General features: G+C 45.2%; 20 protein-coding genes and 1 riboswitch. Of the genes, 13 read left to right on the top strand and 7 right to left on the bottom strand.

From position 1 onward, the window contains the following. The first annotated feature begins 16 nt into the window (after window positions 1-16). Window positions 17-433: a hypothetical protein gene (locus tag JT717_RS18345; protein WP_205512247.1), complete on the top strand. Its 417-nt coding sequence runs from the start codon at window positions 17-19 to the stop codon at window positions 431-433. Window positions 434-545: 112 nt separating this feature from the next. Here JT717_RS18345 and JT717_RS18340 read toward each other — a convergent pair whose 3' ends face one another. Both JT717_RS18340 and JT717_RS18335 read right to left on the bottom strand, forming a co-directional pair. Further along, window positions 546-1346, bottom strand: a complete 801-nt coding sequence (locus JT717_RS18340) for a zinc-dependent peptidase (RefSeq protein ID WP_205512245.1) — start codon at window positions 1344-1346, stop codon at window positions 546-548. A 235-nt stretch (window positions 1347-1581) separates the two neighbouring features. Next, on the bottom strand, window positions 1582-2403 hold the full coding sequence (locus tag JT717_RS18335; protein WP_205512244.1) for a zinc-dependent peptidase: 822 nt from the start codon (window positions 2401-2403) through the stop codon (window positions 1582-1584). 404 nt (window positions 2404-2807) lie between these two features. Between JT717_RS18335 and aspS the strand changes: the two genes are divergently transcribed. The 6 genes from aspS to JT717_RS18305 all read left to right on the top strand — a co-directional run bounded on the left by aspS (window position 2808) and on the right by JT717_RS18305 (window position 8613). After that, window positions 2808-4634 carry an aspartate--tRNA ligase gene (gene aspS / locus JT717_RS18330; protein ID WP_205512242.1) on the top strand — a complete coding sequence of 609 codons (1827 nt, stop codon included), beginning with the start codon at window positions 2808-2810 and terminating at the stop codon, window positions 4632-4634. Between the two features lie 46 nt (window positions 4635-4680). Next, complete coding sequence (locus JT717_RS18325) at window positions 4681-5241, top strand: hypothetical protein (protein ID WP_205512240.1); 561 nt, start codon at window positions 4681-4683, stop codon at window positions 5239-5241. 65 nt (window positions 5242-5306) lie between these two features. After that, window positions 5307-6566 carry a replication-associated recombination protein A gene (locus tag JT717_RS18320; protein WP_205512238.1) on the top strand — a complete coding sequence of 420 codons (1260 nt, stop codon included), beginning with the start codon at window positions 5307-5309 and terminating at the stop codon, window positions 6564-6566. Further along, entirely contained in the window at window positions 6556-7017 is a 462-nt protein-coding gene (locus tag JT717_RS18315) for a GNAT family N-acetyltransferase (protein ID WP_205512236.1), read from the top strand. Before JT717_RS18320 ends, JT717_RS18315 begins: the two co-directional genes overlap by 11 nt. Window positions 7018-7168: 151 nt before the next feature. Then, on the top strand, window positions 7169-8119 hold the full coding sequence (locus tag JT717_RS18310) for an outer membrane beta-barrel protein (protein WP_205512234.1): 951 nt from the start codon (window positions 7169-7171) through the stop codon (window positions 8117-8119). A gap of 86 nt (window positions 8120-8205) precedes the next feature. Then, the gene (locus JT717_RS18305) at window positions 8206-8613 is read left to right on the top strand and encodes a T9SS type A sorting domain-containing protein (RefSeq protein WP_205512232.1); all 408 of its coding nucleotides are present in this window, start codon (window positions 8206-8208) and stop codon (window positions 8611-8613) included. A 351-nt stretch (window positions 8614-8964) separates the two neighbouring features. On the opposite strand, the gene JT717_RS18300 is transcribed toward JT717_RS18305, so the two are convergent. Then, on the bottom strand, window positions 8965-9489 hold the full coding sequence (locus tag JT717_RS18300) for a 5' nucleotidase, NT5C type (protein WP_205512230.1): 525 nt from the start codon (window positions 9487-9489) through the stop codon (window positions 8965-8967). A gap of 8 nt (window positions 9490-9497) precedes the next feature. Continuing rightward, window positions 9498-12425 carry an excinuclease ABC subunit UvrA gene (gene uvrA / locus JT717_RS18295; protein WP_205512228.1) on the bottom strand — a complete coding sequence of 976 codons (2928 nt, stop codon included), beginning with the start codon at window positions 12423-12425 and terminating at the stop codon, window positions 9498-9500. A 219-nt stretch (window positions 12426-12644) separates the two neighbouring features. On the opposite strand from uvrA, the gene JT717_RS18290 reads away from it, so the two are divergent. From JT717_RS18290 to JT717_RS18265, 6 genes are all read left to right on the top strand, one after another. Continuing rightward, window positions 12645-13316, top strand: coding sequence for a YiaD family glycine zipper/OmpA-like lipoprotein (locus JT717_RS18290; protein ID WP_205512226.1), 672 nt, complete (start codon window positions 12645-12647; stop codon window positions 13314-13316). A 64-nt stretch (window positions 13317-13380) separates the two neighbouring features. Beyond that, complete coding sequence (locus JT717_RS18285) at window positions 13381-14034, top strand: porin family protein (RefSeq protein WP_205512224.1); 654 nt, start codon at window positions 13381-13383, stop codon at window positions 14032-14034. Window positions 14035-14283: 249 nt separating this feature from the next. Continuing rightward, the gene (locus JT717_RS18280; RefSeq protein ID WP_205512222.1) at window positions 14284-14946 is read left to right on the top strand and encodes a porin family protein; all 663 of its coding nucleotides are present in this window, start codon (window positions 14284-14286) and stop codon (window positions 14944-14946) included. A 188-nt stretch (window positions 14947-15134) separates the two neighbouring features. After that, window positions 15135-15255: riboswitch (SAM riboswitch) on the top strand. 314 nt (window positions 15256-15569) lie between these two features. Next, window positions 15570-16754, top strand: coding sequence for a trans-sulfuration enzyme family protein (locus tag JT717_RS18275; protein ID WP_205512220.1), 1185 nt, complete (start codon window positions 15570-15572; stop codon window positions 16752-16754). A 48-nt stretch (window positions 16755-16802) separates the two neighbouring features. Next, the gene (queF, locus tag JT717_RS18270; RefSeq protein ID WP_205512218.1) at window positions 16803-17255 is read left to right on the top strand and encodes a preQ(1) synthase; all 453 of its coding nucleotides are present in this window, start codon (window positions 16803-16805) and stop codon (window positions 17253-17255) included. Window positions 17256-17362: 107 nt separating this feature from the next. Next, entirely contained in the window at window positions 17363-18619 is a 1257-nt protein-coding gene (locus tag JT717_RS18265) for a homoserine dehydrogenase (RefSeq protein WP_205512216.1), read from the top strand. A 79-nt stretch (window positions 18620-18698) separates the two neighbouring features. On the opposite strand, the gene thrC is transcribed toward JT717_RS18265, so the two are convergent. The 3 genes from thrC to thrA form a co-directional block, all read right to left on the bottom strand. Further along, window positions 18699-20000: a threonine synthase gene (gene thrC, locus JT717_RS18260; protein WP_205512214.1), complete on the bottom strand. Its 1302-nt coding sequence runs from the start codon at window positions 19998-20000 to the stop codon at window positions 18699-18701. A 154-nt stretch (window positions 20001-20154) separates the two neighbouring features. Beyond that, entirely contained in the window at window positions 20155-21087 is a 933-nt protein-coding gene (locus JT717_RS18255) for a homoserine kinase (protein WP_205512213.1), read from the bottom strand. Between the two features lie 110 nt (window positions 21088-21197). After that, window positions 21198-23648: a bifunctional aspartate kinase/homoserine dehydrogenase I gene (gene thrA, locus JT717_RS18250; protein ID WP_205512211.1), complete on the bottom strand. Its 2451-nt coding sequence runs from the start codon at window positions 23646-23648 to the stop codon at window positions 21198-21200. Between the last annotated feature and the right edge of the window lie 334 nt (window positions 23649-23982).

The following is a 23982-nucleotide window of genomic DNA, read 5'->3' as shown; positions in this document are numbered from 1 at the left end:
ACTCAAATCATAAACAGTGGGGCAGGAATCAAAAGAACTGTACGTTATACCAGCCAAATTCCGCAAACTGGAAAATTTGCATATCCTGTTCTGGCTCGTAAAAGACATCTGCTGGTGTTTGATCCTTAAGCCGCTGGGGATTGCCATGATCTTTCCCACCCTCATCATTGCTATTTATATTGCCTGGCGCACCCGGCATATAATGGCAGAGCTAACGCATAATATAGCCATCACCTTATGGATAAGCGCTAACTCCATGTGGATGATCGCCGAGTTCCTGGAGGTAGACGAACAGGTAAAACCCTATTGCCTTATTCCCTTTTGCCTCGGTTTGGTAGTATTGTTCTATTACTACCTCATTTATTCGCCTCTAAAAAGAAAAAAAGAAACGGCTGCAGCACCACAGGCAGTAGCGGTAGAAGAAGTTTCCTGATACAGGGCGCCTGGCCAAACTGCGCAAAAAAATGTCGAATAGGTCCCCGGCGGGGAAATATCCGACATAGAAAACACAATCCTCAATGGCAGGCTAAAAGTAAAATAGTGCGCTAGGCAGCCAGTTTATTGATGTTTAACATTCCAATCGGGTCCTGCCGCAATAAAGCGATCATGGCATTGTAGAGGTCAGGCATATCATGCCGCATGCGAACCGGGTTCTCAAAGAATACTTCCACACTTACAGCCCAGAACTCCTGGTAATTGGTGCCGGCATATTCATCGAGTAAATTCTTGGCGCCCTGCCGCATGCTTTCAAAAATGGGACGGGCCACTTTGGAGAAATTCATCCATTCTTTTTTGAAATGTTTGTCTTCCTCCGTTTGAGAAATGAAGTTTACATAAGCCAGTGCATGCCCCATTTCGTGCAAACCCATATTGCAGTTCGGCGTAAGGCCTTTCAATCCTTTGATGAATTTGTCCCAGGATAAATAAATGCCGCTGTGGTCAACATGCCCTTCAAAAGGCCGGGAATAGAAGCCGTAATGATAATCGTGCTTCAGCACATAGATATCCCTGAAAAAATTAAACTGGTACTTATCCAATCCGAAAGTCAACTGCACAGCCGTTGCACTGATAAGGATGGGCATTTCGGCGCATTCTTCCACCTCTATGTAATGGAACTTTTTGGCTTTTTTGAACAGGTAAGTTCTGAACAGGAATTTGTGTTGGTTAACGGTGTTCAACCGGTTATAATACTTCAGGTTCTGTGAAACAATGGCGTGATAAAAAGTTTCCTGGGTAAGAAATTGTTTATACTGCCTCTTTTCGTACAGGTAGTTATAGCACCTTATTACAGGACCCTGTAGAAGAATGATACCGAAGACCACCAGAAAAATGATCAAAATCTCCATAATGCTCTATTTTTCGTAAATGACTCGGGGATCAGATCAACGACGTGGTTTTCAAATAGAGAAGATGGATCTACTAACGGTTTTCAGGGATCCTTGGGGAGATATGGCAAATTAAAGGGTGGTGATCATTAGAGGGTTCTATCTGGGTACAAAGTATAAAGAAATATTTAAAAAAGAAAGTACCCTCTGCAAATTTAGGATATCTGTTAGTATCGTGTGATTAGAAGTTTATTAACTACGCATATTCTTCAAAAACAGGATGCAATAATATACCCGGCTTTAACATATCCTGGTTGAGTAATTTACATATAGCGTCATATAAGTCAGGCAGTTGTATTTTGAACACTTCAGGCCTTTCAAAAAAGTTCTCCACACAAACCGCCCAGAATTCCTGGTAATTGGTGGCTGCATAATGCCCCAGGAAGTTCGTTTCTCCCGCCTGCATGCGGCTGAAAACGGCTCTGCCGGTATTGGTAAAAGTTTTTAACCACCGGTACTGAAAGCCTTCATCTTCCCCTTCGTGCTCATGCTCGGGAAAATTTATATACGCGAGGGCATGCGCCATTTCATGCAACCCCACATTATCGCCGTCGGTGTAATTAGCATAAGACTTTAAAAAATTATTCCACGAAAGATAGATCCCATCATCGCTCACATGGCCCTGGAAGGGTATATTGAACAAACCATAATGGTAATCGCGCTTCATGATATAGATCTTGTGGAAATGATCCATTAAATAATGCTCCAGTCCAAACGTGAGCTGTATGGCAGCTGCACTGATCAGCAGCGACATATGTTCCTCTTCTTCCATTTCTACGAACTCAAAATGTTTGGTAGCCCGGAAAATAAGGGTCCTTTTCAGGAACCGGTCGCGCAGGGAAGCATCCAGTTTGCGGTAATAGGGAATATATTCCTGAAGAATGGCGTCGTAGCTTTTGTGTTTCTTTTCATACTGTTCTTTTACCCTTTGTGCGAGATACTGGGTACGTAAATACCGGGCAAAAGCGAAACCGCCTATAACCACTACTAACAGTATAAAGATAATTCCCGACTCCATTGTATGATATTGGTAATTGAGCTGTTGTTTTTGTTACCGGTCTGTTCAATAATTCCCTTTATCCTGTTCTGGCATTGCAAAACAATAGCATCCAGGGGCGAAAAATAATAAAAATTACCCAACACAGGAACCTGGCTGTTAGACAATTCAAAACCGCTTTCCCCCTTAAATAGCAAAAAAACAGCATATTTTGACGGAACTGAAAATCCAGTCCCGCGAAAATGATCACTGCCATTGCCCGAACGAATGAAAAGCATACCGTTTTGAATTACCTTTGGCCGCAAATTCCAAATCCCAATCAACAGCTTGCAAAGCTGCTATTTGCGTTTGGGATGGTGAATTTGGTTCCGGAGACGGGGTTTCCGGATCGTTAACCGTTTATCAGATTATTTAAAATATTTAGAATGTACAGAACTCATACCTGTGGAGAATTAAGGATGGCACAAGCCGGGCAACAGGTAACGCTTGCCGGCTGGGTACAAACCATCAGAAAGTTTGGCAGCATCACCTTTATTGACCTTAGAGACCGCTATGGCATTACCCAGTTGTTACTGGGGGAAGAACTGAATGATCAACTCGACCAGCAGCCCCTGGGCCGGGAATTTGTGCTGCAGGCTACAGGTGTGGTGAGCGAACGGAGTAATAAAAACCCCAATATACCAACCGGCGATATTGAAATCAAGATCTCTTCCTTTGTAATTCTTAATAAATCGGCAACACCGCCTTTCACCATCCAGGATGATACCGATGGCGGCGATGACCTGCGCATGAAATACCGCTATCTCGATCTGCGCCGGAACCTGGTGAAGAAGAACCTCGAGCTGCGCTATGCGGTTAACCGCGCCGCCCGCAATTACCTGCACGATAACCATTTCATGGATATAGAAACCCCTTTCCTGATTAAGTCTACACCGGAAGGGGCGCGCGATTTTGTGGTGCCGTCGCGGATGAATCCGGGGCAGTTCTACGCTTTACCCCAATCGCCTCAAACCTTCAAACAACTATTGATGGTAAGCGGTTACGACCGCTATTACCAGGTAGTGAAATGTTTTCGCGATGAGGACCTGCGTGCCGACCGCCAGCCTGAGTTCACTCAGATCGACTGTGAAATGTGCTTTGTTGAGCAGGAAGATATCCTGAACATGTTTGAAGGCATGATCAAACATATTTTCAAAGCGGTAAAGGGCCTTGAGATCACTGAGAAAGTGCAACGCATGACCTGGGAAGACGCTATGTGGCAATACGGGAACGACAAACCCGACATTCGTTTTGGCATGCAGCTGCTGAACATAAAATCAGCTTTTACCAAAGACGGCAAACTCCCGGCTACCGGGGAACTGATCGCCGGCACGGAGTTTAAAGTGTTCAACGACGCAGAAACCGTACTGGCCATTGCCGTACCAGGTTGTGCCGAATATACCCGCAAACAAACCGATGAGCTCACGGATTGGGTAAAACGCCCGCAAATAGGCATGCAGGGCCTGGTGTTCATCAAGTGTAATGCCGATGGTACCTATAAAAGCAGCGTAGATAAATTCTTTACGGAAGAAAAACTGAAAGCCATTGCCGAAGCGGCAGGCGCCAAAGCCGGCGACCTGGTGCTGATACTGGCAGGCGCCGAAGAGCGCACCCGCAAAGCGATGAGCGAACTGCGCCTGGAAATGGGCGAAAGGCTGGGCCTGCGCAAAAAAGACGAATTTAAATTATTGTGGGTGCTCGACTTTCCGTTGTTTGAATACAGCGAAGAAGACAACCGTTGGGTTGCCCGTCACCATCCGTTCACTTCGCCCAAGCCCGATCATATTGAGATCATGATCAAAAACAGTCCCGTTATTGAAAATGCGGCCGAATACCTGAAACATCCCTATGCTAACATCAAGGCCAATGCGTATGATATGGTGTTGAATGGGAATGAAATCGGCGGTGGTTCTATCCGTATCTTCCAGCGCGACCTGCAGGAAAAGATGTTTGCGGCCCTTGGCATGAGCCAGGAAGAGGCCATGCACAAGTTCGGCTTCCTGTTGGGCGCTTTCGAATATGGTGCGCCGCCCCATGGTGGTATAGCCTATGGCTTCGACCGCTTGTGTGCTATTCTGGGCGGCAGCGAAAGCATTCGCGATTTTATTGCCTTCCCTAAAAACAACAGCGGCCGCGACGTTATGCTCGATGCGCCCAGCGCCATCGATCAAAAGCAGTTCGAAGAACTTCAGATAAAATTGAATTTGCAATAAAGCGAGTGATAGTAGTACAACTACCCGCTATTTGATATAACGCCCCATGCCGCTAAAACGACATGGGGTTTTTAATGCAGCAAGGTTAAATAAAGAAATGATGAAAGGCCTTACCACCTCCTGGAAAATATTCAGATCCGTTTGTATCGTACAACTGATCCTGGTAGCGTTCAAAGCCATGATGTCATTCGGCCAGGTCTTGTTCCAGGGAAATGCCCTGGTGGGTTTGGTGAATATCATCGCTTATGGACTGCAGTTTGTTTTTGTTTATCACGGTTTATCCATGTTGAATTACAATTATCCCGATGTTCCGCTGGCGCCCAGGCAAAAGCGTTGGTTCAACATTTTATACATCCTGAATTTCATCCTGATCGCTTTTCTGTTTGCCCAGGTAGTGAACAGCTGGTGGATGTTGAGGTTTATATTCAATATAGAAACCTACCAGGGATTTAAACGATACTGGTTTACCATCACTGCGCACCTCATCATTTCATGGGTCATTTTTATAATACATCTTATCTTTCTCGCCGGCATGTTCCGCTTGCGCAGGTCTATCCATGAAAACACGATCAATACCTGGTATGAACAGTTTGATCAGCAACCGTAAACCCGACAGCCCAGCCATGAGGCAAAATTTCACTAACTTGAGGAGCTATTTTTCTTCCCATAAATATGGAAGCAACACCACTTGCAGAAAGGTTACGTCCGACTACATTAGATGAGCTGGCAGGTCAGGAGCACCTTACCGGAAAAGGTAGCATTTTGCGTACCGCTATTGAACAGGGAAAAGTGCCTTCCATGATCCTTTGGGGCCCGCCCGGTACCGGTAAAACCACTATTGCCAATATCATAGCGCATACGTTACAGGTTCCCTTTTATACGCTCAGCGCCATCAGCGCAGGCGTTAAGGAAGTGCGGGAAGTGATTGCAGAAGCTAAAGAAAAAGCGCGGGCTGTTTTATTTATCGATGAAATACACCGTTTCAATAAAGGCCAACAGGATGCCCTGCTGGGCGCGGTAGAAAAAGGGATCGTTACCCTTATAGGCGCAACCACCGAAAATCCTTCTTTTGAAGTGAACAGCGCCCTGCTGAGCCGTTGCCAGGTGTATGTATTAAGACCGCTGCAGGAAGAAAGTCTTATCAAATTGTTGCAGCAGGCTATTACCAAAGACGGACACCTGCAGAAAAAACATATTGAGCTGCAGGAAACAGCTGCCCTCATCACGATCTCGGGCGGCGATGCCCGCAAATTATTGAACCTGCTGGAATTGGTAGTAAACACCCTGGGCGAAACAGCCATTATCACAGACCAGGCGGTAATGGACATTGCACAGCAACGGATCGCTTTGTATGATAAAAGCGGCGAACAACATTATGACATCATATCTGCCTTTATAAAAAGTATGCGTGGCAGCGATCCCAACGGTGCCGTGTACTGGCTGGCCCGAATGATCGAAGGAGGAGAAGATGTAAAGTTCATAGCCCGCCGGATGCTTATACTGGCCAGTGAAGACATTGGGAATGCAAACCCTACGGCATTGGTGCTCGCCAATGCTACATTCGAAGCTGTGAACAAGATCGGCAATCCCGAGGCCCGCATTATTTTATCGCAATGCGCCATCTACCTGGCCACTTCCGCCAAAAGCAATGCGTCGTATGTGGCCATCAATGATGCAATGGCAGCGGTTCGGGAACATGGCGATCTGCCGGTGCCCCTGCATATTCGCAATGCACCCACCAACCTCATGAAAAAACTCGATTACAGCAAAGGCTATAAATATGCGCATGATTTTGAAGGCAATTTTTCCAGCCAGGAATATTTGCCGCCACCGCTCACGGGCCGCAAATTTTACAACCCCGGTCAAAACGCCCGGGAAGAAGAACTGAGAAGGTATCTCAAAAATCTCTGGAAAGACAAATATGGTTACTAACCTAACATTTATACATAAGTCATTTAACGAACTTACGCCACACGAACTGTATGCTATTCTGCAGTTACGCAATGAAGTATTTGTGGTTGAACAGAACTGTGTTTTCCAGGATGCAGATAATAAAGACCAGGTCTCTGTACATGTAATGGGCTGGCATAACAACCTTTTAGCAGGATATACACGGTTAGTCCCCGCCGGTATATCCTATGATGAACCTTCTATTGGCCGTGTTGTAACTTCGCCGAAACTAAGGCATGCCGGAATAGGAAAACTACTAATGGAATATTCTATTCGTACATCATACGCGCTCTGGGGGAAAACTACGATCACTATCGGTGCGCAATTTTACCTCCGTAATTTCTACAATTCACTAGGGTTTCAACAGTGTAGTGACATCTATCTTGAAGATGGCATTCAACACATTAGGATGTTTCTACCGGTTACCGGTTGAAAACGCTAGAACAAAACACTTATTTGGATATTTTTTTAAAAGCTGCACACAAAAAACAGACAATTCTGCGTTTATAGTCTGTGTAGCTGGTGTTGTTATTTTTTAGCACCAGATTTTCTCTGACCGTCTGAAAACTAAATCTGATATTCTCATGAAACAGTTTTTACACTCTGTATGGAAGTGTGGCATGTTATTACTGGTTGGTGCAAGCACTTGCATCACTTCGTTTGGCCAGTACACAGAAAGTTCATCCTCTTTTGAACTAGGCATTAGCCTGGGACCCACCAACCTTCTGAGTGACCTCGGAGGTAACGCCGGAAAGGGTACCAAATTTATCAAAGACAACAACTTTCCAACAACCAAACTTATTTTTGGTGCTTATCTCGCCTATTATCCCAATGATTGGCTGGGTTTCAGACTGGCATTAAACAGAGGTACGCTGGCAGGCGACGATGCGTTGATCAGAGGTAAAGGTGGCCTGGAAGAAGCACGCAAAAACCGTAACTCAGACGTTCGCACCCGCATAACCGAAGGTTTATTGCTGGCTGAAGTATATCCAACTGTTTTTCTTGAAGGAGATCCATCTGATGTAGTGGGCAGGATCAGACCTTATGTACTGGGTGGAATCGGTTTCTTTAAATTCAACCCACAGGGTACTGACCCCCTCACTGGTGAATATGTTGATCTGAAACCTTTACGTACCGAAGGACAGGGCATGTCGTTGTATCCCGGCCGCAAAGAATATAAATTAACCGCATTCAATTATTCCCTGGGTGCAGGCGCTAAGTACTTTATCAGCGAAAAAGTAAATGTTAGTCTTGAGTTATTACACCGGACTACCAATACCGATTATATAGATGATGTAAGCACTTCTTATATCGATCCAGGCGCTTTTTACGCAACGATGCCTGCTCCGCAAGCTGCGCTGGCTGCAAGAATGGCTAATAAGAGTGGTACCATTGCAGCACCGTATACCGCAGGTATGAAAAGAGGAACGTCAACGAATAACGACGCTTATTTCTCTTTAAACCTGAAATTAGGTTTCAGATTAGGCCAGGGAAACAACAGCATGAGCTCAACCCGTTGCCCGGTAAGATTCTAATGGTTACAATTTCCGTATCAAGATATTGTTGATCCGTACCCTTTTTGAAAACTTTTGGCCTCTAACGAGGCGGCTAACCCGAACCCATGAACACAAGCGAAACCGTAGGAAGGCGTTTTATTATCCGTACTATTCCCGCGCTGTTTACAATAATATTATTGTGCATAGCCACGCAAGCCTCTTTCGCTTATCCATTATCAGTACCTACTTATTCAAATGACACCATCCTGGTACAAAAACAGGTTACCAGTAAAAAGCATAGAATAAAGTTGTATCCGAACGCTGAGCAGGATGTTCTATTCTTTAGTGTGCGCGGTTCAGAGGACAAAATATACCAGTTCTTTTTATTTGATGTTGCCGGGAACCTTGTTAAACAGGCAATCATCAAAGGCAGGCAAACCACTGTTATTGACAACATTGAAAAAGGCAATTACCTGTTCGAAGTGTTCAATGATGATGAGCGTATAGAAAATGGACAGGTGATCATACGATAAATCAGTTTGCGGTTGCCGTACAGGCAACACAAAAAGCTCTTTGCTACCACAACTTATAATCCAATAAGCTGCAGGGAAATTAGTAAAATCCATATATCCGGTTGAGTCAAAACCTGATCCGTTCCCTATTTTTAAGTACCCTGAAACACAAAGATTTTATTAATCACTCCCTGCACCTGCTTATTGGACCACAAACTTCTTCTGGTTAATGCCAGTATCCTCAGTAGCCGGCGATGAATAATTGCCGGCTACTTGTTTTTTAGGCCAAGGGTGCAGCCTGTAAGGGCCCGGGCCATAAAAAAAGGGCATCCGCCGCGGCGGACACCCCATCTATTGACTATTTCAGTGCATTTATTTTAAGAATATACCGGCCGCTTCTTGCCAGTTATTGATGCGGTCGTAACCGGTTACATCTTTGTTGTGGGCAGCCGTAAAAAGGTGCTTTTTTCCATTGAAATGCTGCAGGTGCCGTACATGATCATCGATCATATGATCGCCATATACCATGCGCTTCTCACCGCAAAGCACTAACTGCTTCCAGGTGAAATACGGGAAATGCTCTAATAACCAGTCGAGCTTTTCTTTTAATGAATTGGGGAACTCGGTAGCTGCAGATACAATAAAGATCTCATAACGCTTATTCATTTCCTTCAATACCTCCACACTGTCTTTCATTACCGGCAGGTTGCGGAAGAAACCGGGTTCATATAAACGCTCACGCACCAGCACCTGGTGTTGCTCGGGAAAGCCGAACAACCAGGACCCTTTCATTTTACTATGATCAACCGGCAATCCATATTCCTTTTCATACCAGGCTATCATTGCCCCCATAGGATCGGCAATGACCTCATCCATATCTATTATTACTCTTTCCATTGACAGGTTTATTTTAATTCTTCTTTTAAAAATTTAGCGGTGTGACTGGTTTTAACTTTCAGCAGCTCTTCCGGAGTTCCTTCAAAAAGGATCTGTCCGCCCCCGTCACCGCCTTCAGGCCCCAGGTCAATAATATGATCGGCCACTTTTATAACATCCATGTTATGTTCTATCACCAGCACTGTATTGCCGCGGTCAACCAGCTTATTTAATACATCCAGCAAATGCTGGATATCTTCGAAATGCAATCCGGTAGTTGGTTCATCGAGGATGTAAAATGTTTTACCGGTATCTTTTTTCGACAGTTCAGTAGCGAGTTTCACGCGTTGCGCTTCTCCCCCGCTTAAAGTGACGGCGCTTTGTCCCAGGGTAATGTATCCCAGTCCAACTTCCTGTAACACTTTTATCTTCCGGTATAAATAAGGCACATTCTGAAAGAATTCAACGGCATCATCCACCGTCATATCCAGTACATCGCTGATGCTTTTACCCTTATACCTGATCTCAAGGGTTTCGCGGTTATACCGTTTACCCTGGCATTTTTCGCAGTGTACGTATACATCAGGTAAAAAGTTCATTTCGATCACCCGCATACCACCGCCTTCACACACATCGCAACGGCCGCTTTTTACATTGAAGGAGAAGCGCCCGGCATTGTAACCGCGGATCTTGGCTTCGGGCACAGAAGCAAACAAGGTTCGGATATCCGTAAAAAAGCCGCAATAGGTTGCCGGATTGCTTCTTGGTGTACGGCCGATCGGCGACTGATCGATCTCAATTACCTTATCTATATGTTCGAGTCCTTTGACATTTTTATATTCAAGCGGCGTCATCCGCGAGTTATAGGCATGTTTGCTTAATATGGGATACAAGGTCTCAATGATGAGGGTTGATTTTCCACTGCCGCTCACGCCAGTGGCCACGATCAACTTTCCCAGGGGGAATTTAGCATTAACCTTTTGCAGGTTATTGCCATTGGCGCCAATTAATTCCAGCACCTTTCCATTGCCCTTTCTCCTTTCCTTAGGCACTGCTATTTCGCGAATGCCATTCAGATAAGCAGATGTGAGGGTATCCAATTTCAATAAAGCAGCGGGTTCTCCCTGCGCCACTACCCTGCCTCCATGAAAACCGGCTTTGGGACCGATATCAACGAGGTGATCGGCCGCCATCATAATATCTTTATCGTGTTCTACCACGAGCACGCTGTTACCAATGTTACGCAGGTTCTTCAACGCTTCAATTAAGCGGTGGTTATCGCGTTGATGTAACCCGATGCTTGGTTCATCCAGAATATAGGTGATGCCCTGTAATTGCGAGCCGATCTGTGTAGCGAGCCGGATGCGTTGCGACTCACCACCGCTGAGCGTTCGCGATGAGCGGTTAAGGGTGAGATAGTTCAAACCAACATCGAGCAGGAACTGTAAGCGTTCCCTGATCTCTTTCAACACATCTTTGGCAATGGTATTTTGCTTGGTAGATAATCTTTTCTCGATACCTTTGAACCATTGCATCAGTTTATCAAGATTCAGTTCGCTGAGCTCGGCAATATTTCTTTCGTCCACCTTGAACCACAAACTTTCTTTTTTTAATCGTGCGCCGCCACAGCTTGTACAGGTCTTTAATTCCATGAACTGTTCCGTCCATTGACGAACAGAATCACTTGAGCTGGCAGCGAACCACCTTTTTAATTGTGGTACTACTCCTTCGAACTCTTCGGTATATATATTTGCTTCAGGATTAATAGCATCAAAATCGAGCAGCTCTTCATGATCACCGGCTTCATTGCCATACAAGACCAGGTTGAGGGCTTTCTTGGGCATCTCTTTCAAAGGCACATCGAGACTGAACTTGTGTTTCTTTGCAAGCCGTTGCACCTGGCTGAACACATAGTTATCTCTTTCTTCGCCCAGTGGTGTTATGCCGCCTTCATTAATGGATAATGAAAGATCAGGGATCACTGCTTCCATACTTATCTGGTAAACATTACCAAGGCCCTTACAGACCGGGCAAGCGCCGTATGGACTGTTAAATGAAAAACTGTTGGGAGATGGTTCTTCATAGCTGATGCCGGTGTCTTCGCACATTAGCTGACGGGAATATTGCACCAGCAGCTCCGCAGGTGTTTTACCATTTTTTCCATTGGCAGCACCGGCATCATGCACCAGCAGGAACATGAGTTCCTTACCCATTTGCAAGGTCTTCTGAACGCTCTGGCTTAACCGCACTTTCATATCATCTGCAACTGCCATTCGATCGATCACCACTTCAATGTCATGGATCTTATAACGGTCGACCTGCATTTTGGGAACAAGATCTTGCACTTCCCCATCAACGCGCACTTTGAGATAACCTTTTTTGCGAATATCTTCAAACAGTTCGCGATAATGTCCTTTACGTCCGCGCACCAATGGAGCGAGTAATGTTATCTTCTTTCCCTTGAACTTTTTATAGATGTTATCAACGATCTCTTCTTCACTGAACTTGACCATTTTTTTCCCCGTATTGTAACTATAAGCCTCCCCAACGCGGGCAAACAATAATCGCAGAAAATCATACACTTCTGTGATCGTTCCAACAGTTGAACGTGGGTTCTTGTTAGTGGTCTTCTGTTCAATGGAAATGACCGGCGAGAGGCCTGTGATCTTATCTACATCAGGCCGCTCCATATCACCAATGAACTGACGCGCATAGGCGCCAAAACTTTCCATATAACGGCGTTGCCCCTCCGCATATATCGTATCGAAGGCCAGTGATGATTTTCCACTGCCGCTGATACCTGTTATTACAACCAGTTTATTTTTGGGAATACTGATATCGATATTCTTAAGATTGTGAACCCGCGCTCCAAAAACATGAATAGCCTCATCGGTTTCGGCACCGGCTTTTTGTTCGCTCTTTAATGGAGCCGGTTTTTTAGCTTTCACATCTGCCATAAAAACGTACGCCTTTTATTTTGTGGGAAATTACACCAACCCGGTTGATTTTACTAAATAATTTGTCAAAGATAAGAACAAAAAAACAGTAGGAATGTTGATAATCCTTTAAGATATTTGCGCCTCATAATCAACCCTGTAGCTTTAAATCCATATTGTGGTATATAATTTGAAAGCTCTTGGACGGTCATAACGTAGTCTTTACTAAAACAATATAATATGAGATCAATCCAAAAAACCCTGACAAGTATCGCCGCCGTAGCTATTATTCTCGGTGGCTGTAAAAGCATGAACAAAACAACCAAAGGAGCTATTATTGGAACAGCAGGCGGCGGCGCCGTTGGTGCAGTAATAGGAAAAGCAGCTGGTAATACGGCATTAGGCGCCATCATTGGGGCAACTGTAGGTGGTGTTACAGGTGCTGTTATCGGTAAAAAAATGGACAAACAAGCAAAAGAGATCGAGAACAAAGTACCTGGTGCCAAAGTTGAGCGTGTTGGTGAAGGTATCGTTGTTGAATTCAGCGACAAGATCTTATTCGCCTTCAATAGCTCTGATCTTTCTTCAGGCGCTTCTACCAACCTGAACAAACTGGTTGAAGTATTAAAAGCTTATCCTGATACCGATATCGAGATCCAGGGGCATACCGACAGCAAAGGTTCGGATGAATACAACCAGACCCTTTCTGAAAAAAGAGCTTCATCTGTAGCCGCTTTCTTACGGAACAAAGGCGTTGCCAGCGGCCGTATCAGAATTAAAGGCTTTGGAGAAACTGCACCGGTAGCTACCAACGATACAGAAGATGGACGTTCACAAAACCGCCGTGTAGACTTTTTGATCACTGCCAATGAAAAGATGAAGGCAGATGCGAAGAAAGAAGCTGGTCAATAATTGCTATATTAATTAGAAATACCATCATTTGAATTTTTTTCAAAAACCTTCAACACTATTAGTTATGAAAACAAAAGCCATTTTGTTTGCACTGGCAACTACAGCACTTGCAGTTGGCACCAAAGCGCAGGACAAAACTACGTTTGGACTACGTGCTGGCGTTAACTTTCAGAACATTAACGGGGAGAATGCAGGCGGCGCCGACCTTGATAACAAGATCAAAACCGGGTTTCATGTTGGTGTAAATGCAGAAATACCGGTAGCCACCGATTTTTACGTACAGCCCGGTGTTTTGTTCTCAACCAAAGGAGCAAAAAGTGATGTAGACGATGATGTCAAGGTGAAATTATCGTATGTAGAAGTACCCATCAATTTTCTGTACAAACCCGCGTTGGGCGCAGGCAAATTATTGCTCGGCATAGGACCCTACGTTGCATTTGCTGTGGGAGGTAAAATCTCTGACACAAATGGAGATGATACTGATATTGAGTTCGAAAAAGAGGTAACTAGTGCACAGTGGAATAGTGCTACCCCCTATCTTAAGCGGTTTGATGCTGGTGGCAACTTCCTGGTTGGTTATGAATTCACCAGTAAGTTCTCTGCCCAGTTGAATGCGCAATTAGGCATGGTAAAGATCAATCCTAAAGTTACTGGCGTCTCCGACGATACCAAATGGAAGAACACTGGTTTTGGCATCTCTTTGGGATATCGCTTTTAAGGATTGGGCTCGGTGATGGAAAATTTCCTGAGCCAGGTAAACGAATAATCGTATAAGAAACACAATAAAGCCGTTCCGGTATATCGGGACGGCTTTTGTTTTAAAATAAACAAAGGTTTTTCAGGTTAGGGGTAAACACCTACGCAATTTAAACGTTTATCATGCGTTTATTAGCAAGCCTTAAGCTTAAATGTATCCCGTTAAAAATCCATTTCCTAATTAACAATTAAAAAACCCTATCAATTAGTTATGAAATCAAAAGTTTTGTTGCTTGCTTTGGCAACCACTGCATTTGCTTTAACCTCTAAAGCCCAGGATGCTAAAACGACCTTTGGTATCCGCGCCGGCGTTAACTTCCAGAACCTGAATGGTGAACTGGGTGGTGAAGATCTCGAATTCAAAATGAAAACAGGTTTTCATATCGGTGCAAATGCTGAGATCCCAGTTGCCACCGACTTTTATCTCCAACCTGGTTTATTATTCAGCACAAAAGGTGCTAAAGCTGAAGAAGGCGACGGTAAGTTCAACCTTTCTTACATTGAAGTGCCAGTTAGCTTTATTTACAAACCTACATTAGGAGCAGGTAAACTGATCCTGGGTGTTGGTCCCTACGTTGGTTTCGGTATCGGCGGAAAAATTAAAGGCGACGGTGAAGATGTAGATATCAAATTCAGCAATGATCTGGATCAAAAAGAAGCCACAGAGTTTGCCAACGGTGATGCCTGGTACATGAAAGGCTTAGACTTTGGTGGTAACTTGACAGCTGGTTATGAATTGAGCAGCAAACTGTCTTTCCAGTTGAACGCTCAACTTGGTATGTCTAACCTGTTCCCTAAAATTGATGGCGAAAAGGTTGATAACACCAAAATCAAAAATACCGGTTTTGGCATTTCAGTTGGCTACCGCTTCTAATGAACTCTACCCAACTGGCTCGCATATAGCCCTTGCAAATTCTTAAATGGATACATTAAAGGATCCTCCCGAACGACCTGTCGGGAGGATTTTTTTTGTTACCTGTTTTAACCGGTTAGACAGTCATATTAAAAAGAAATTTGACAATTTAGAAACGGTGATTATCTTTGCACCAGTTCTTTACACATCGCTTATCAAGAAAGGCTGAGGGAAATGGCCCGATGAAGCCTTGACAACCTGCACGCTGGTTCTCCATAGAACCGCTGTAAGGTGCCAACTCCATCCCGCGGAAGGCGGGACAGATAAGTCAGATAAAAGCTTCTACAATACTGAATTACAACATATTGAAAGGCTCTTCTGACTTACGGAAGAGCTTTTTTTATTGTATCCGCCAAAGCCGCCAGGGGGCGAAGGTAACGGACGAATCGCAAGATCCAGATCAACCCAAAAAGATCTGCTCACAATAAAATACACTCCTCCTGTAAGAACACTCTTGATAAGTGCTGTCGCGAACATGTACAATGCATAGTCGATATAACATGACTGGCCAACGTACAACTGTTTAATCAATTTATCATTTCCACTTCCTAACGCAAAGGGATGGAAGCAAAAAAATGTTTATCATGCAAGCGACAACACAACTCATTCACAGCATCCCTGTAGATGCACTGACCGGCGCCGTATCGGTACCTATTTATCAAACCTCCACCTTCGTACAGGAAGCGCCTGGCGTTAATAAAGGGTTTGATTATGCAAGAACCAATAACCCTACCAGAGCTACGCTCGAAACGCTGATCGCTCAACTGGAAGGTGGCCAGGTGGGACTTGCCTTCTCCAGCGGACTGGCGGCTATTGACGCCATTGCCAAACTGTTAAAGCCCGGCGATGAAATTGTAGCTGTAGACGATATCTACGGAGGGGCATACCGGTTATTCACCCAGGTGTACCAGCAATATGGGGTTACCATACACTTTGTTGATACTACCGATCCTGAAAAAGTGTTCAACGCCATTACACCGAACACCAAACTCATCTGGCTCGAAACACCTACCAATCCAACGTTAAAGATCTCTGATATAGAAGCCATCGCACAGATCGCCAAAGCCAACCGCTGTTTACTTTGCGTGGATAACACTTTTGCTTCACCGGCATTACAACAACCTATTTCGCTGGGAGCTGATATTGTAGTGCATTCTGCCACCAAATACCTGGGCGGTCACAGCGACCTCATTGCCGGCCTGGTAGTGACGAAAGACAAGGAACTGGGCGATACAATCAAATTCTATCAAAATGCCTGTGGCGCCATCCTGGCTCCCTTCGACAGCTGGCTGGTGATCCGCGGCATTGAAACCCTGCACCTGCGCATTCAACAACATTGCCGAAGCGCACAGGAAGTAGCCGAATTCCTGCAGCAACACCCGGCCGTTGATAAAGTATATTATCCCGGCTTGAAGGATCATCATAATCATGCCATTGCCAAAAAGCAAAGCAGGGGTTTTGGCGGCATCGTTTCTTTTTCGCTGAAGGAAGATACGGCGGAAGCAGCCACCGCTTTTGTCACCAGCACCAGCTTATTCAAACTGGCCGAAAGCCTGGGGGGCATTAAAAGCCTGGTAAGCCATCCAGCCAGCATGACGCACAAAACCATTCCGGCAGAAAAACGCCGCGCAGCCGGTGTTACCGACAGCCTCATTCGCTTAAGTATCGGCCTGGAAGATGCCGGCGATCTGTTACAGGATCTGCAACAGGCATTGGAAAAGACCAACGCAGTGATCACAGCAGCTGCAGACAAGGCAGTGCCTTGTTAACAAAAGGGAAAGTATAGCCATTACCGTATTTTTTAAACAGCAAAAAACATGTCTGAACAAATTACCCGGGAACCTGTTAAAACCTACAAGGATATAGACCGTAGTATCTTAAAACCGATCCCTAACCCCACTGGCCAGGCGTATGAGATCAAGATCAAAATACCTGAGTTCACTTTTCTGGGTGTTAAGGAGCAACCTGATTTTGCAGTGATCTACTGCACTTTCTATCCCGGTAAGAAGATCATTGAATTGAAATCGCTGAAACATTATGTTTTCCAGCTGCGCAACATCGTGGTGTCTTACGAGAGACTGATCAACATCATTTATGATGATCTGATCGCTGTATATGAACCTGCCCGCTTACGGCTGGTGATGGTTTGCAATCCACGCGGTGGCATCAGCTCAAAATTAACCATCGATTCTGACTGGAAGATCCGCGGCGGTAAAGAACAGTTCAACGACTGGCAGATCGTGGAAGATGAATGGTCGGTAGAAATGTAAGAAGGCATAACGCTGAAGGAAAAAACTAAAGGCCAAAACATCGCGGATTATATCTCATTCAAATTAGCACATTAGCAAATTATCAAATTAGCAAATCAGTTTATCATATGGACGCACACAAGTCATTAACAATCGGTTTATTTGGTTTTGGTGTAGTAGGAGAAGGTTTGTATAAAGTATTACAACAAACACCTTCGCTGAAAGCCACTATTAAAAAGGTCTGTATAAAGAACCCCGGAAAAAAACGCAATGCCCCGGATACATTGTTCACCACCGATAAAGATGAATTGCTCAATGATCCTGAGATCAATGTGATCGTGGAAGTGATCAACGAATCGGAACCCGCTTTCGAGATCGTTTCTACGGCATTGAAGCATGGAAAAGATGTCGTAAGCGCCAGTAAGAAGATGATCGCAGAGCATTTACCAGAATTACTGGGCCTGCAAAAATTAACCGGCCGCTCCTTCCTCTATGAATCTGCCGCCTGCGCTTCCATCCCGGTCATCCGCAATCTTGAAGAATACTACGATAATGATCTCTTACACTCCATCAAGGCGATCGTCAACGGCTCTACCAATTTCATTCTTACCAAGATGTTTGAAGACAAGCTCGACTTTCAACAAGCATTGTTACTGGCCCAACAGCTGGGTTTTGCTGAAAGCGACCCTACCCTCGATGTGGAAGGATTTGATGCAGCCAACAAATGGAATTTCCTGCTCACCCATGCTTATGGCATTGTAGTATCACCCGACGCAGTGGTATTTAACGGCATTCAGAATATTCATCAAAACGATGCGCTGGTTGCCACCGAAAAACATTACGATATTAAACTGGTAGCCCAGGCGAAGAAACTCGAAAATGGAAAAGTAGCAGCATTTGTATTACCTCAATTTGTAAAGCAGGATGATCACCTCGCCTTTGTAAAAAATGAATACAATGGCGTTGTGATAGAAAGTGGTTTCGCCGATAAACAATTTTTCTATGGCAAAGGCGCCGGCAGTTTCCCTACCGCTTCTGCCGTATTAAGCGACCTCTCTGCCCTGCGCTATCAATATAAATATGAGTACAAGAAATTGTATCACCATACGCCCAATGAGCTCACCAATGATTTCTATGTACGCGTGTATGTGAGCTTTGATGACTGGAAATTTATTCCGAAAGAGAAATTTGAATGGATTGAAGAATGGCATGCAGAAACCGACCGTAAATACCTGGTAGGTGTGCTTCACTTTAATGAACTGGCGCAAAACAGCTGGTGGCGCGAAAACAAAACTTCGCTGATCCTGTCGCCGGAAGCCGTCATTGAAGATGTGGAAGTGCGGAAACTGAAAAAGAAAAGCCTCGAGCTGGCGGGGATCGTTTAATAAACCTTCATTATTCTTTTATATTAAAAAGGTAGGGCCGATGCAAAAAGCCCTACCTTTCTTTATCTATAGAGGTATTTTAATATTTCGCTAACAAGGCCTCTTTTAAAGCAGCATACTCAGGCGGCATAACATGGCTCTTTTTACTCAGCTTCAATTGATCCTCGATGCTTGCAGGCACCGGCACCTGTTCGCCTATAACGGGCTCTACCACATCATAAAACTTCACCGGGTGCGCTGTTTCGAGGAAGATTCCCTTATCGCCGGCATGTTCCTGTAAATAACGTTCCAGTGCCAGGTAGCCAACGGCGCCATGCGGATCGGGCAGGTACCTGAATTGCTGATATACGTCCTTCATCACCACTCTTGTTTCATCATCTGAAATGCTGTAGCCGGTCAATACATTACGCAGATCACCCAGTTTGTGGTGGAATAGTTCAAGTATTCGCACAAAATTGCTTGGGTTACCCACATCCATCGCGTTGGAAATGGTAGCAACGGCTTTTTTCGGTTGATAATCACCGCTGGCCAGGAAGGAAGGGACTACGGCATTCGCGTTGCAGGCAGCAATAAAATGTTTCACCGGTAAACCGGAAACATGTGCCAGTAAGCCGGCACAGATATTTCCAAAATTGCCGCTGGGTACCGATATGACCGGGGGATTCTCCTTATCTGCCCATTGCTTCCAGGCAAATGCGTAATAGAACTGCTGGGGCAACCAGCGGGCTACATTAATGGAATTGGCTGAAGTGACAAATATCTTTTTGTTGAGCGCTTCATCGGCAAATGCCTGCTTTACCATTTGCTGGCAATCGTCAAATGTACCGGTTACTTCCAGCGCATGAATATTTTTACCTAATGTGGTCAGCTGTTTTTCCTGTACCGAGCTTACTTTTCCGGAGGGATACAGGATCACCACTTCCACGCCGGGCACATCATAAAAACCATGTGCAACGGCGCCGCCGGTGTCGCCCGAAGTAGCTACCAGCACCACCACTTTCTCGCTGCGCTCATGGGCAAAATAACCCAGGCAACGGCTCATGAAACGGGCGCCAACATCTTTAAACGCCAGCGTGGGCCCGTGAAACAATTCCAACGAAAATATGCGGTCACTGACCGGCACCAGGGGAATGGGAAAGTTGATGGTTTCTTTTACAATGCCATGGAGTGCCTCATCCGGAATGGTTCCGCCAATATATGGCCGGATCAGGCGGAAAGCAATTTCTTCATTGCTATACTCCCAGCTGTTCTCAAAAAAAGCCGGGTCGTGTACCGGAATAGTTTGCGGAAAATACAAGCCTTTGTCAGGCGCCTGCCCTTTGATGGTTGCTTCCTTGAAATCTACATCCGGCGATTGTTTATTTAAACTGTAATACTTCATTGGTCAATGTGATAATGTGATAATTCGATAATCCCCAGAGCGGGACAAGTTGTGATCAGTTGCTAATATGCTAATGAAAATACAAACTGATATTTCTGTGTTGATAGCCAATTTCGGCTTTGCCTTTCCATTATCACATCAGCACATTAGCTAATTAGCTAATTACTTTCGCTCCGTTATAATTGATATTCGTTACATAGGTCTTGAACTCTATGCCGAGCCGCGTATAAACATCTGTCATGATGTTTTCAACGCCTTTGGCCACCGCCTCCTCTTTGCTAAGCATAAATACAGAAGGGCCTGAACCGGAAATGCCGCCGCCCAATGCACCTGCCTCCTTGCTTTTCTTTTTAACGTCATCGAAGCCGGGAATGAGGATGCTGCGTACAGGTTCAATGATCACATCTTCCAATGAGCGGCCGATCAGCGCATAATCATTCTTCATGAAACCCGCTACCAGGCCGGCGATATTGCCCCATTGTTTGATCGCGGCTTTCAACTGTACTTCTTTCCGCAGGATCTGCCGGGCATCGGACGTGCGCACTTCTATCTGCGGGTGCACCACGGTTACATACATGGGCGGTGCAGTCAGTTGTACGATATCCAACGGAAAAATTGAACGGATAAGCGTTATACCGCCATAGATACAGGGGGCGATATTATCGGCATGTTTTACACCTGATGCTACTTTCTCGCCATTCATGGCAAACCTTACCAGGTCTTCCTTGCTGAACGGATTTCCCAGCAAATGATTGGCAGCAACCACTGCCCCGGCCGAGCTGGCGGCACTGGACCCCAGGCCGCTGCCGGGTTTAATGCGTTTATCAATGATCACTTCAAAACCTACTTTCTCTTTCCATTCGTCCATCAAAGCCAGCAGGGAAGCGCCAGCTACATTCTTTTCCGGTTCTACCGGCAGATCATAACCGTCGGCATGTTGTATGGCGATACCGGGTTGTTCACGCAGCCGTACGGTCATTACATCCTGCGGTTCCTGCAGTGCCATTCCCAATACATCAAATCCACAAACCAGGTTGGCTACAGTTGCCGGTGCAAAAACCTGCACGCCTTTTATTTCATTTGCCATTTTATTCGTTTAACTTGTTTGACTCGTTTGTCCTTTCTGTATTTGATTGTGGTCCTTTGCACACTAGCATATCAGCACATTAGCACATCAGCACATCAGCACATTTGTATTTAGTGCGCTGCCCGGATAATATCTGCAAACACACCGGATGCGGTTACTTCCGCGCCAGCCCCTGCCCCTTTTACCACCAAAGGCTGATCGGGGTAACGGTTGGTATAGAACAGTACCACATTATCCTTCCCATACAAATGGTAAAAATCAGACTGCGAATCAACATGCTGCAAACCCACCGAAGCCTTTCCGCCTTCGTATTTCGCAACAAACTTCAGTTTCTTACCCGCTGAAGCTGCCTGCTGGTAGATCTCTTTAAAATGCTTTTCCTGCTTTTCCATTTCCTTATAAAAATCATCCACACTGCCTACCATACACGAAGCGGGCATAAAGCTGTTGTTGCTGATGTCTTCCATTTCCAGGTGCTCACCGGCTTCCCGGGCCAGGATCATGATCTTACGCATAACATCGGTTCCACTCAGGTCTAAGCGGGGATCAGGCTCGGTATAACCTTCATCCTGGGCCTGTTTTACCACCTGCGCAAAACTGCGGGTGCCATCATAATTGTTAAATACAAAGTTCAGGGTTCCGCTCAGCACCGCCTCTATACGGGTAACCACATCGCCGCTGCGCAAGAGGTCATTCAGGGTGCCTATCACCGGTAAACCTGCCCCCACGTTCGTCTCAAAGAGGAAGAAGGCATTGTATTCACGGGCCAGGTCTTTCAGCTTTTTATAATAAACATATGCAGAAGAACAGGCTACTTTATTACAGGCTACAACCGAAATACTTTTTGCCAGCAGCTGGTCATAGACCTGGGCCACCATTTCATTGGCAGTAACATCAACGAATACCGAGTTGCGCAGATTTTTCGAGCGCACGGTTTCTACAAATTTGGCCAGGTCGCTGGCCTCCCCCTTCTGCAAATGATCGCGCCAGTTATCCAGCTCAATGCCTTCATCACTGAACACCATTTTTTTACTGTTGGCCATACCTACTATGCGTACCTGTAAACGCATATTTTGTTGCAGGTACTGTTGCTGTTGTTTGAGTTGCGCCAGCAGTTTACTGCCCACATTACCGGTACCGGCCACAAACAGGTTAATTTGTTTATAGGTAGTTTCAAAAAAATCTTCGTGTAATACGTTAATGGCTTTTTTAACATCAGCAGCTGCGATCACGGCGGAGATATTTCTTTCCGAAGAACCCTGGGCGATAGCACGTACATTCACCCCATTGCGGCCAATAGCGCCAAACATTTTTCCGCTGATGCCCGGGTGGCTTTTCATATTATCGCCAACAAGGGCTACAATGGCCAGTCCTTTTTCAACCCGTAAAGGTTCAACACGGCCGGTTTCTATTTCATAGGCAAATGTTCTGTCAACCGCCAGCTTAGCTTTATCGGCCAGGGCTTCGTCGATACCTACACAGATAGAATGCTCTGAAGATCCCTGAGTAATGAGGATCACATTGATAAGGTCATTGGCCAGGGATTCAAATAAACGGCGGGAGAAACCGGGAATGCCTACCATGCCGCTTCCTTCAAGGCTCAGCAAGGCAATTTTATTGATGCTGGAAATGCCGCGGATGTTATTGCCGTTTTTATGCACATCGTTCTCGATCACAGTTCCATGATCTTCGGGAGCAAAGGTATTCTTGATCCATACCGGAATGTTCTTACTCATTACCGGTTGAATGGTAGGCGGATAAATTACTTTGGCGCCAAAATGCGACAGTTCCATGGCTTCCTGGTAGGAAATATGCGGTAATATCCGGGCATTTGGCACCAAGCGCGGATCGGCCGTCATCATACCGCTTACATCAGTCCATATTTCGAGGGTTAATGCATTCATGGCGCCGGCAATGATTGCGGCTGTATAATCGCTGCCGCCGCGGCCCAGGGTAGTGGTATTGCCTTTGGCATCAGCAGCTACAAAGCCCGGTACAATGAACAAACGGGCAGCTGCGGCCGAAAAGAAATCATGACAGAGGGAATTGGTAATCGCAAAGTCTACGGCAGCGCTTCCATAATGCGTATCGGTACGAATGATCTCACGGGAGTCGACCCAGGTATTTTCAACGCCCTGTGCATTTAAATGGGCGGCAATTATTTTAGAGGAAAGCAATTCGCCAAAACTTACAATGCGGTCTTTGGTGCGGGCGCTTAATTCGCCGAGTAAGAACACACCATTGCAAATATCTTCTATTTCATTACAGCGTTGCTTTACCCAGCTTAGTACACTGCTTTGCTGGGTTACTGGTATCAGCGCTTTTACCGCTTCCAGGTGGCGTTGTTCCACTTTCTGCAACAGCTCTTTATAACTTTCATCACCGGCAGCAGCCATACCACCACTTTGTAATAATACATCAGTTACACCACCTAAAGCTGATACTACAACAATCGTTTTACCCTGGGGCAAACGTACTAAAGCCTGTTGAACAATACCGCTTACCTTATTCATGTTCTCGGCATTTGCTACTGAAGTACCGCCGAACTTTAAAACCTGCATAACCTGAAATTAAATTGATTTGAAATTAGTTGAATACCTTGCTTTCGTGATCTTATTTCCCGCTTTGCGGGATGAAGGTAGGTGAAACCCCAGTTGGTAATATGGAAATGTACAACCCTTAACGGGTTGTTGTAATAGTGGTAGTTGTAGCTGTGGAAGCTACTGTGCTGGATGAAAGAATGATATGTTGAAATTGTACCACTTTGTGTTTGGATATAACCAAAGATAACACCAAAAGTCTATAACATTTGTTAGTTTTTAATTTTTTTTGACCACTCCGCTATTTCCGGGTTGCCTGAAACCCAGTAAATACAAGGGTTTTATGGCATTATTA

Origin of the sequence: Longitalea arenae, assembly GCF_016924755.1 — a bacterium.
Classification (GTDB): Bacteria; Bacteroidota; Bacteroidia; order Chitinophagales; family Chitinophagaceae; genus Niastella; species Niastella arenae.
This window is presented reverse-complemented; position numbering and strand designations above follow the sequence as displayed.

Bases quoted from the DNA above. Each gene is read 5' to 3' on its own strand.
- JT717_RS18340 (WP_205512245.1), bottom strand. From the start codon at position 1,346: ATGGAGATTTTGATCATTTTTCTGGTGGTCTTCGGTATCATTCTTCTA.
- JT717_RS18335 (WP_205512244.1), bottom strand. From the start codon at position 2,403: ATGGAGTCGGGAATTATCTTTATACTGTTAGTAGTGGTTATAGGCGGT.
- aspS (WP_205512242.1), top strand. From the start codon at position 2,808: ATGTACAGAACTCATACCTGTGGAGAATTAAGGATGGCACAAGCCGGG.
- JT717_RS18325 (WP_205512240.1), top strand. From the start codon at position 4,681: ATGCCGCTAAAACGACATGGGGTTTTTAATGCAGCAAGGTTAAATAAA.
- JT717_RS18320 (WP_205512238.1), top strand. From the start codon at position 5,307: ATGGAAGCAACACCACTTGCAGAAAGGTTACGTCCGACTACATTAGAT.
- JT717_RS18315 (WP_205512236.1), top strand. From the start codon at position 6,556: ATGGTTACTAACCTAACATTTATACATAAGTCATTTAACGAACTTACG.
- JT717_RS18310 (WP_205512234.1), top strand. From the start codon at position 7,169: ATGAAACAGTTTTTACACTCTGTATGGAAGTGTGGCATGTTATTACTG.
- JT717_RS18305 (WP_205512232.1), top strand. From the start codon at position 8,206: ATGAACACAAGCGAAACCGTAGGAAGGCGTTTTATTATCCGTACTATT.
- JT717_RS18300 (WP_205512230.1), bottom strand. From the start codon at position 9,489: ATGGAAAGAGTAATAATAGATATGGATGAGGTCATTGCCGATCCTATG.
- uvrA (WP_205512228.1), bottom strand. From the start codon at position 12,425: ATGGCAGATGTGAAAGCTAAAAAACCGGCTCCATTAAAGAGCGAACAA.
- JT717_RS18290 (WP_205512226.1), top strand. From the start codon at position 12,645: ATGAGATCAATCCAAAAAACCCTGACAAGTATCGCCGCCGTAGCTATT.
- JT717_RS18285 (WP_205512224.1), top strand. From the start codon at position 13,381: ATGAAAACAAAAGCCATTTTGTTTGCACTGGCAACTACAGCACTTGCA.
- JT717_RS18280 (WP_205512222.1), top strand. From the start codon at position 14,284: ATGAAATCAAAAGTTTTGTTGCTTGCTTTGGCAACCACTGCATTTGCT.
- JT717_RS18275 (WP_205512220.1), top strand. From the start codon at position 15,570: ATGCAAGCGACAACACAACTCATTCACAGCATCCCTGTAGATGCACTG.
- queF (WP_205512218.1), top strand. From the start codon at position 16,803: ATGTCTGAACAAATTACCCGGGAACCTGTTAAAACCTACAAGGATATA.
- JT717_RS18265 (WP_205512216.1), top strand. From the start codon at position 17,363: ATGGACGCACACAAGTCATTAACAATCGGTTTATTTGGTTTTGGTGTA.
- thrC (WP_205512214.1), bottom strand. From the start codon at position 20,000: ATGAAGTATTACAGTTTAAATAAACAATCGCCGGATGTAGATTTCAAG.
- JT717_RS18255 (WP_205512213.1), bottom strand. From the start codon at position 21,087: ATGGCAAATGAAATAAAAGGCGTGCAGGTTTTTGCACCGGCAACTGTA.
- thrA (WP_205512211.1), bottom strand. From the start codon at position 23,648: ATGCAGGTTTTAAAGTTCGGCGGTACTTCAGTAGCAAATGCCGAGAAC.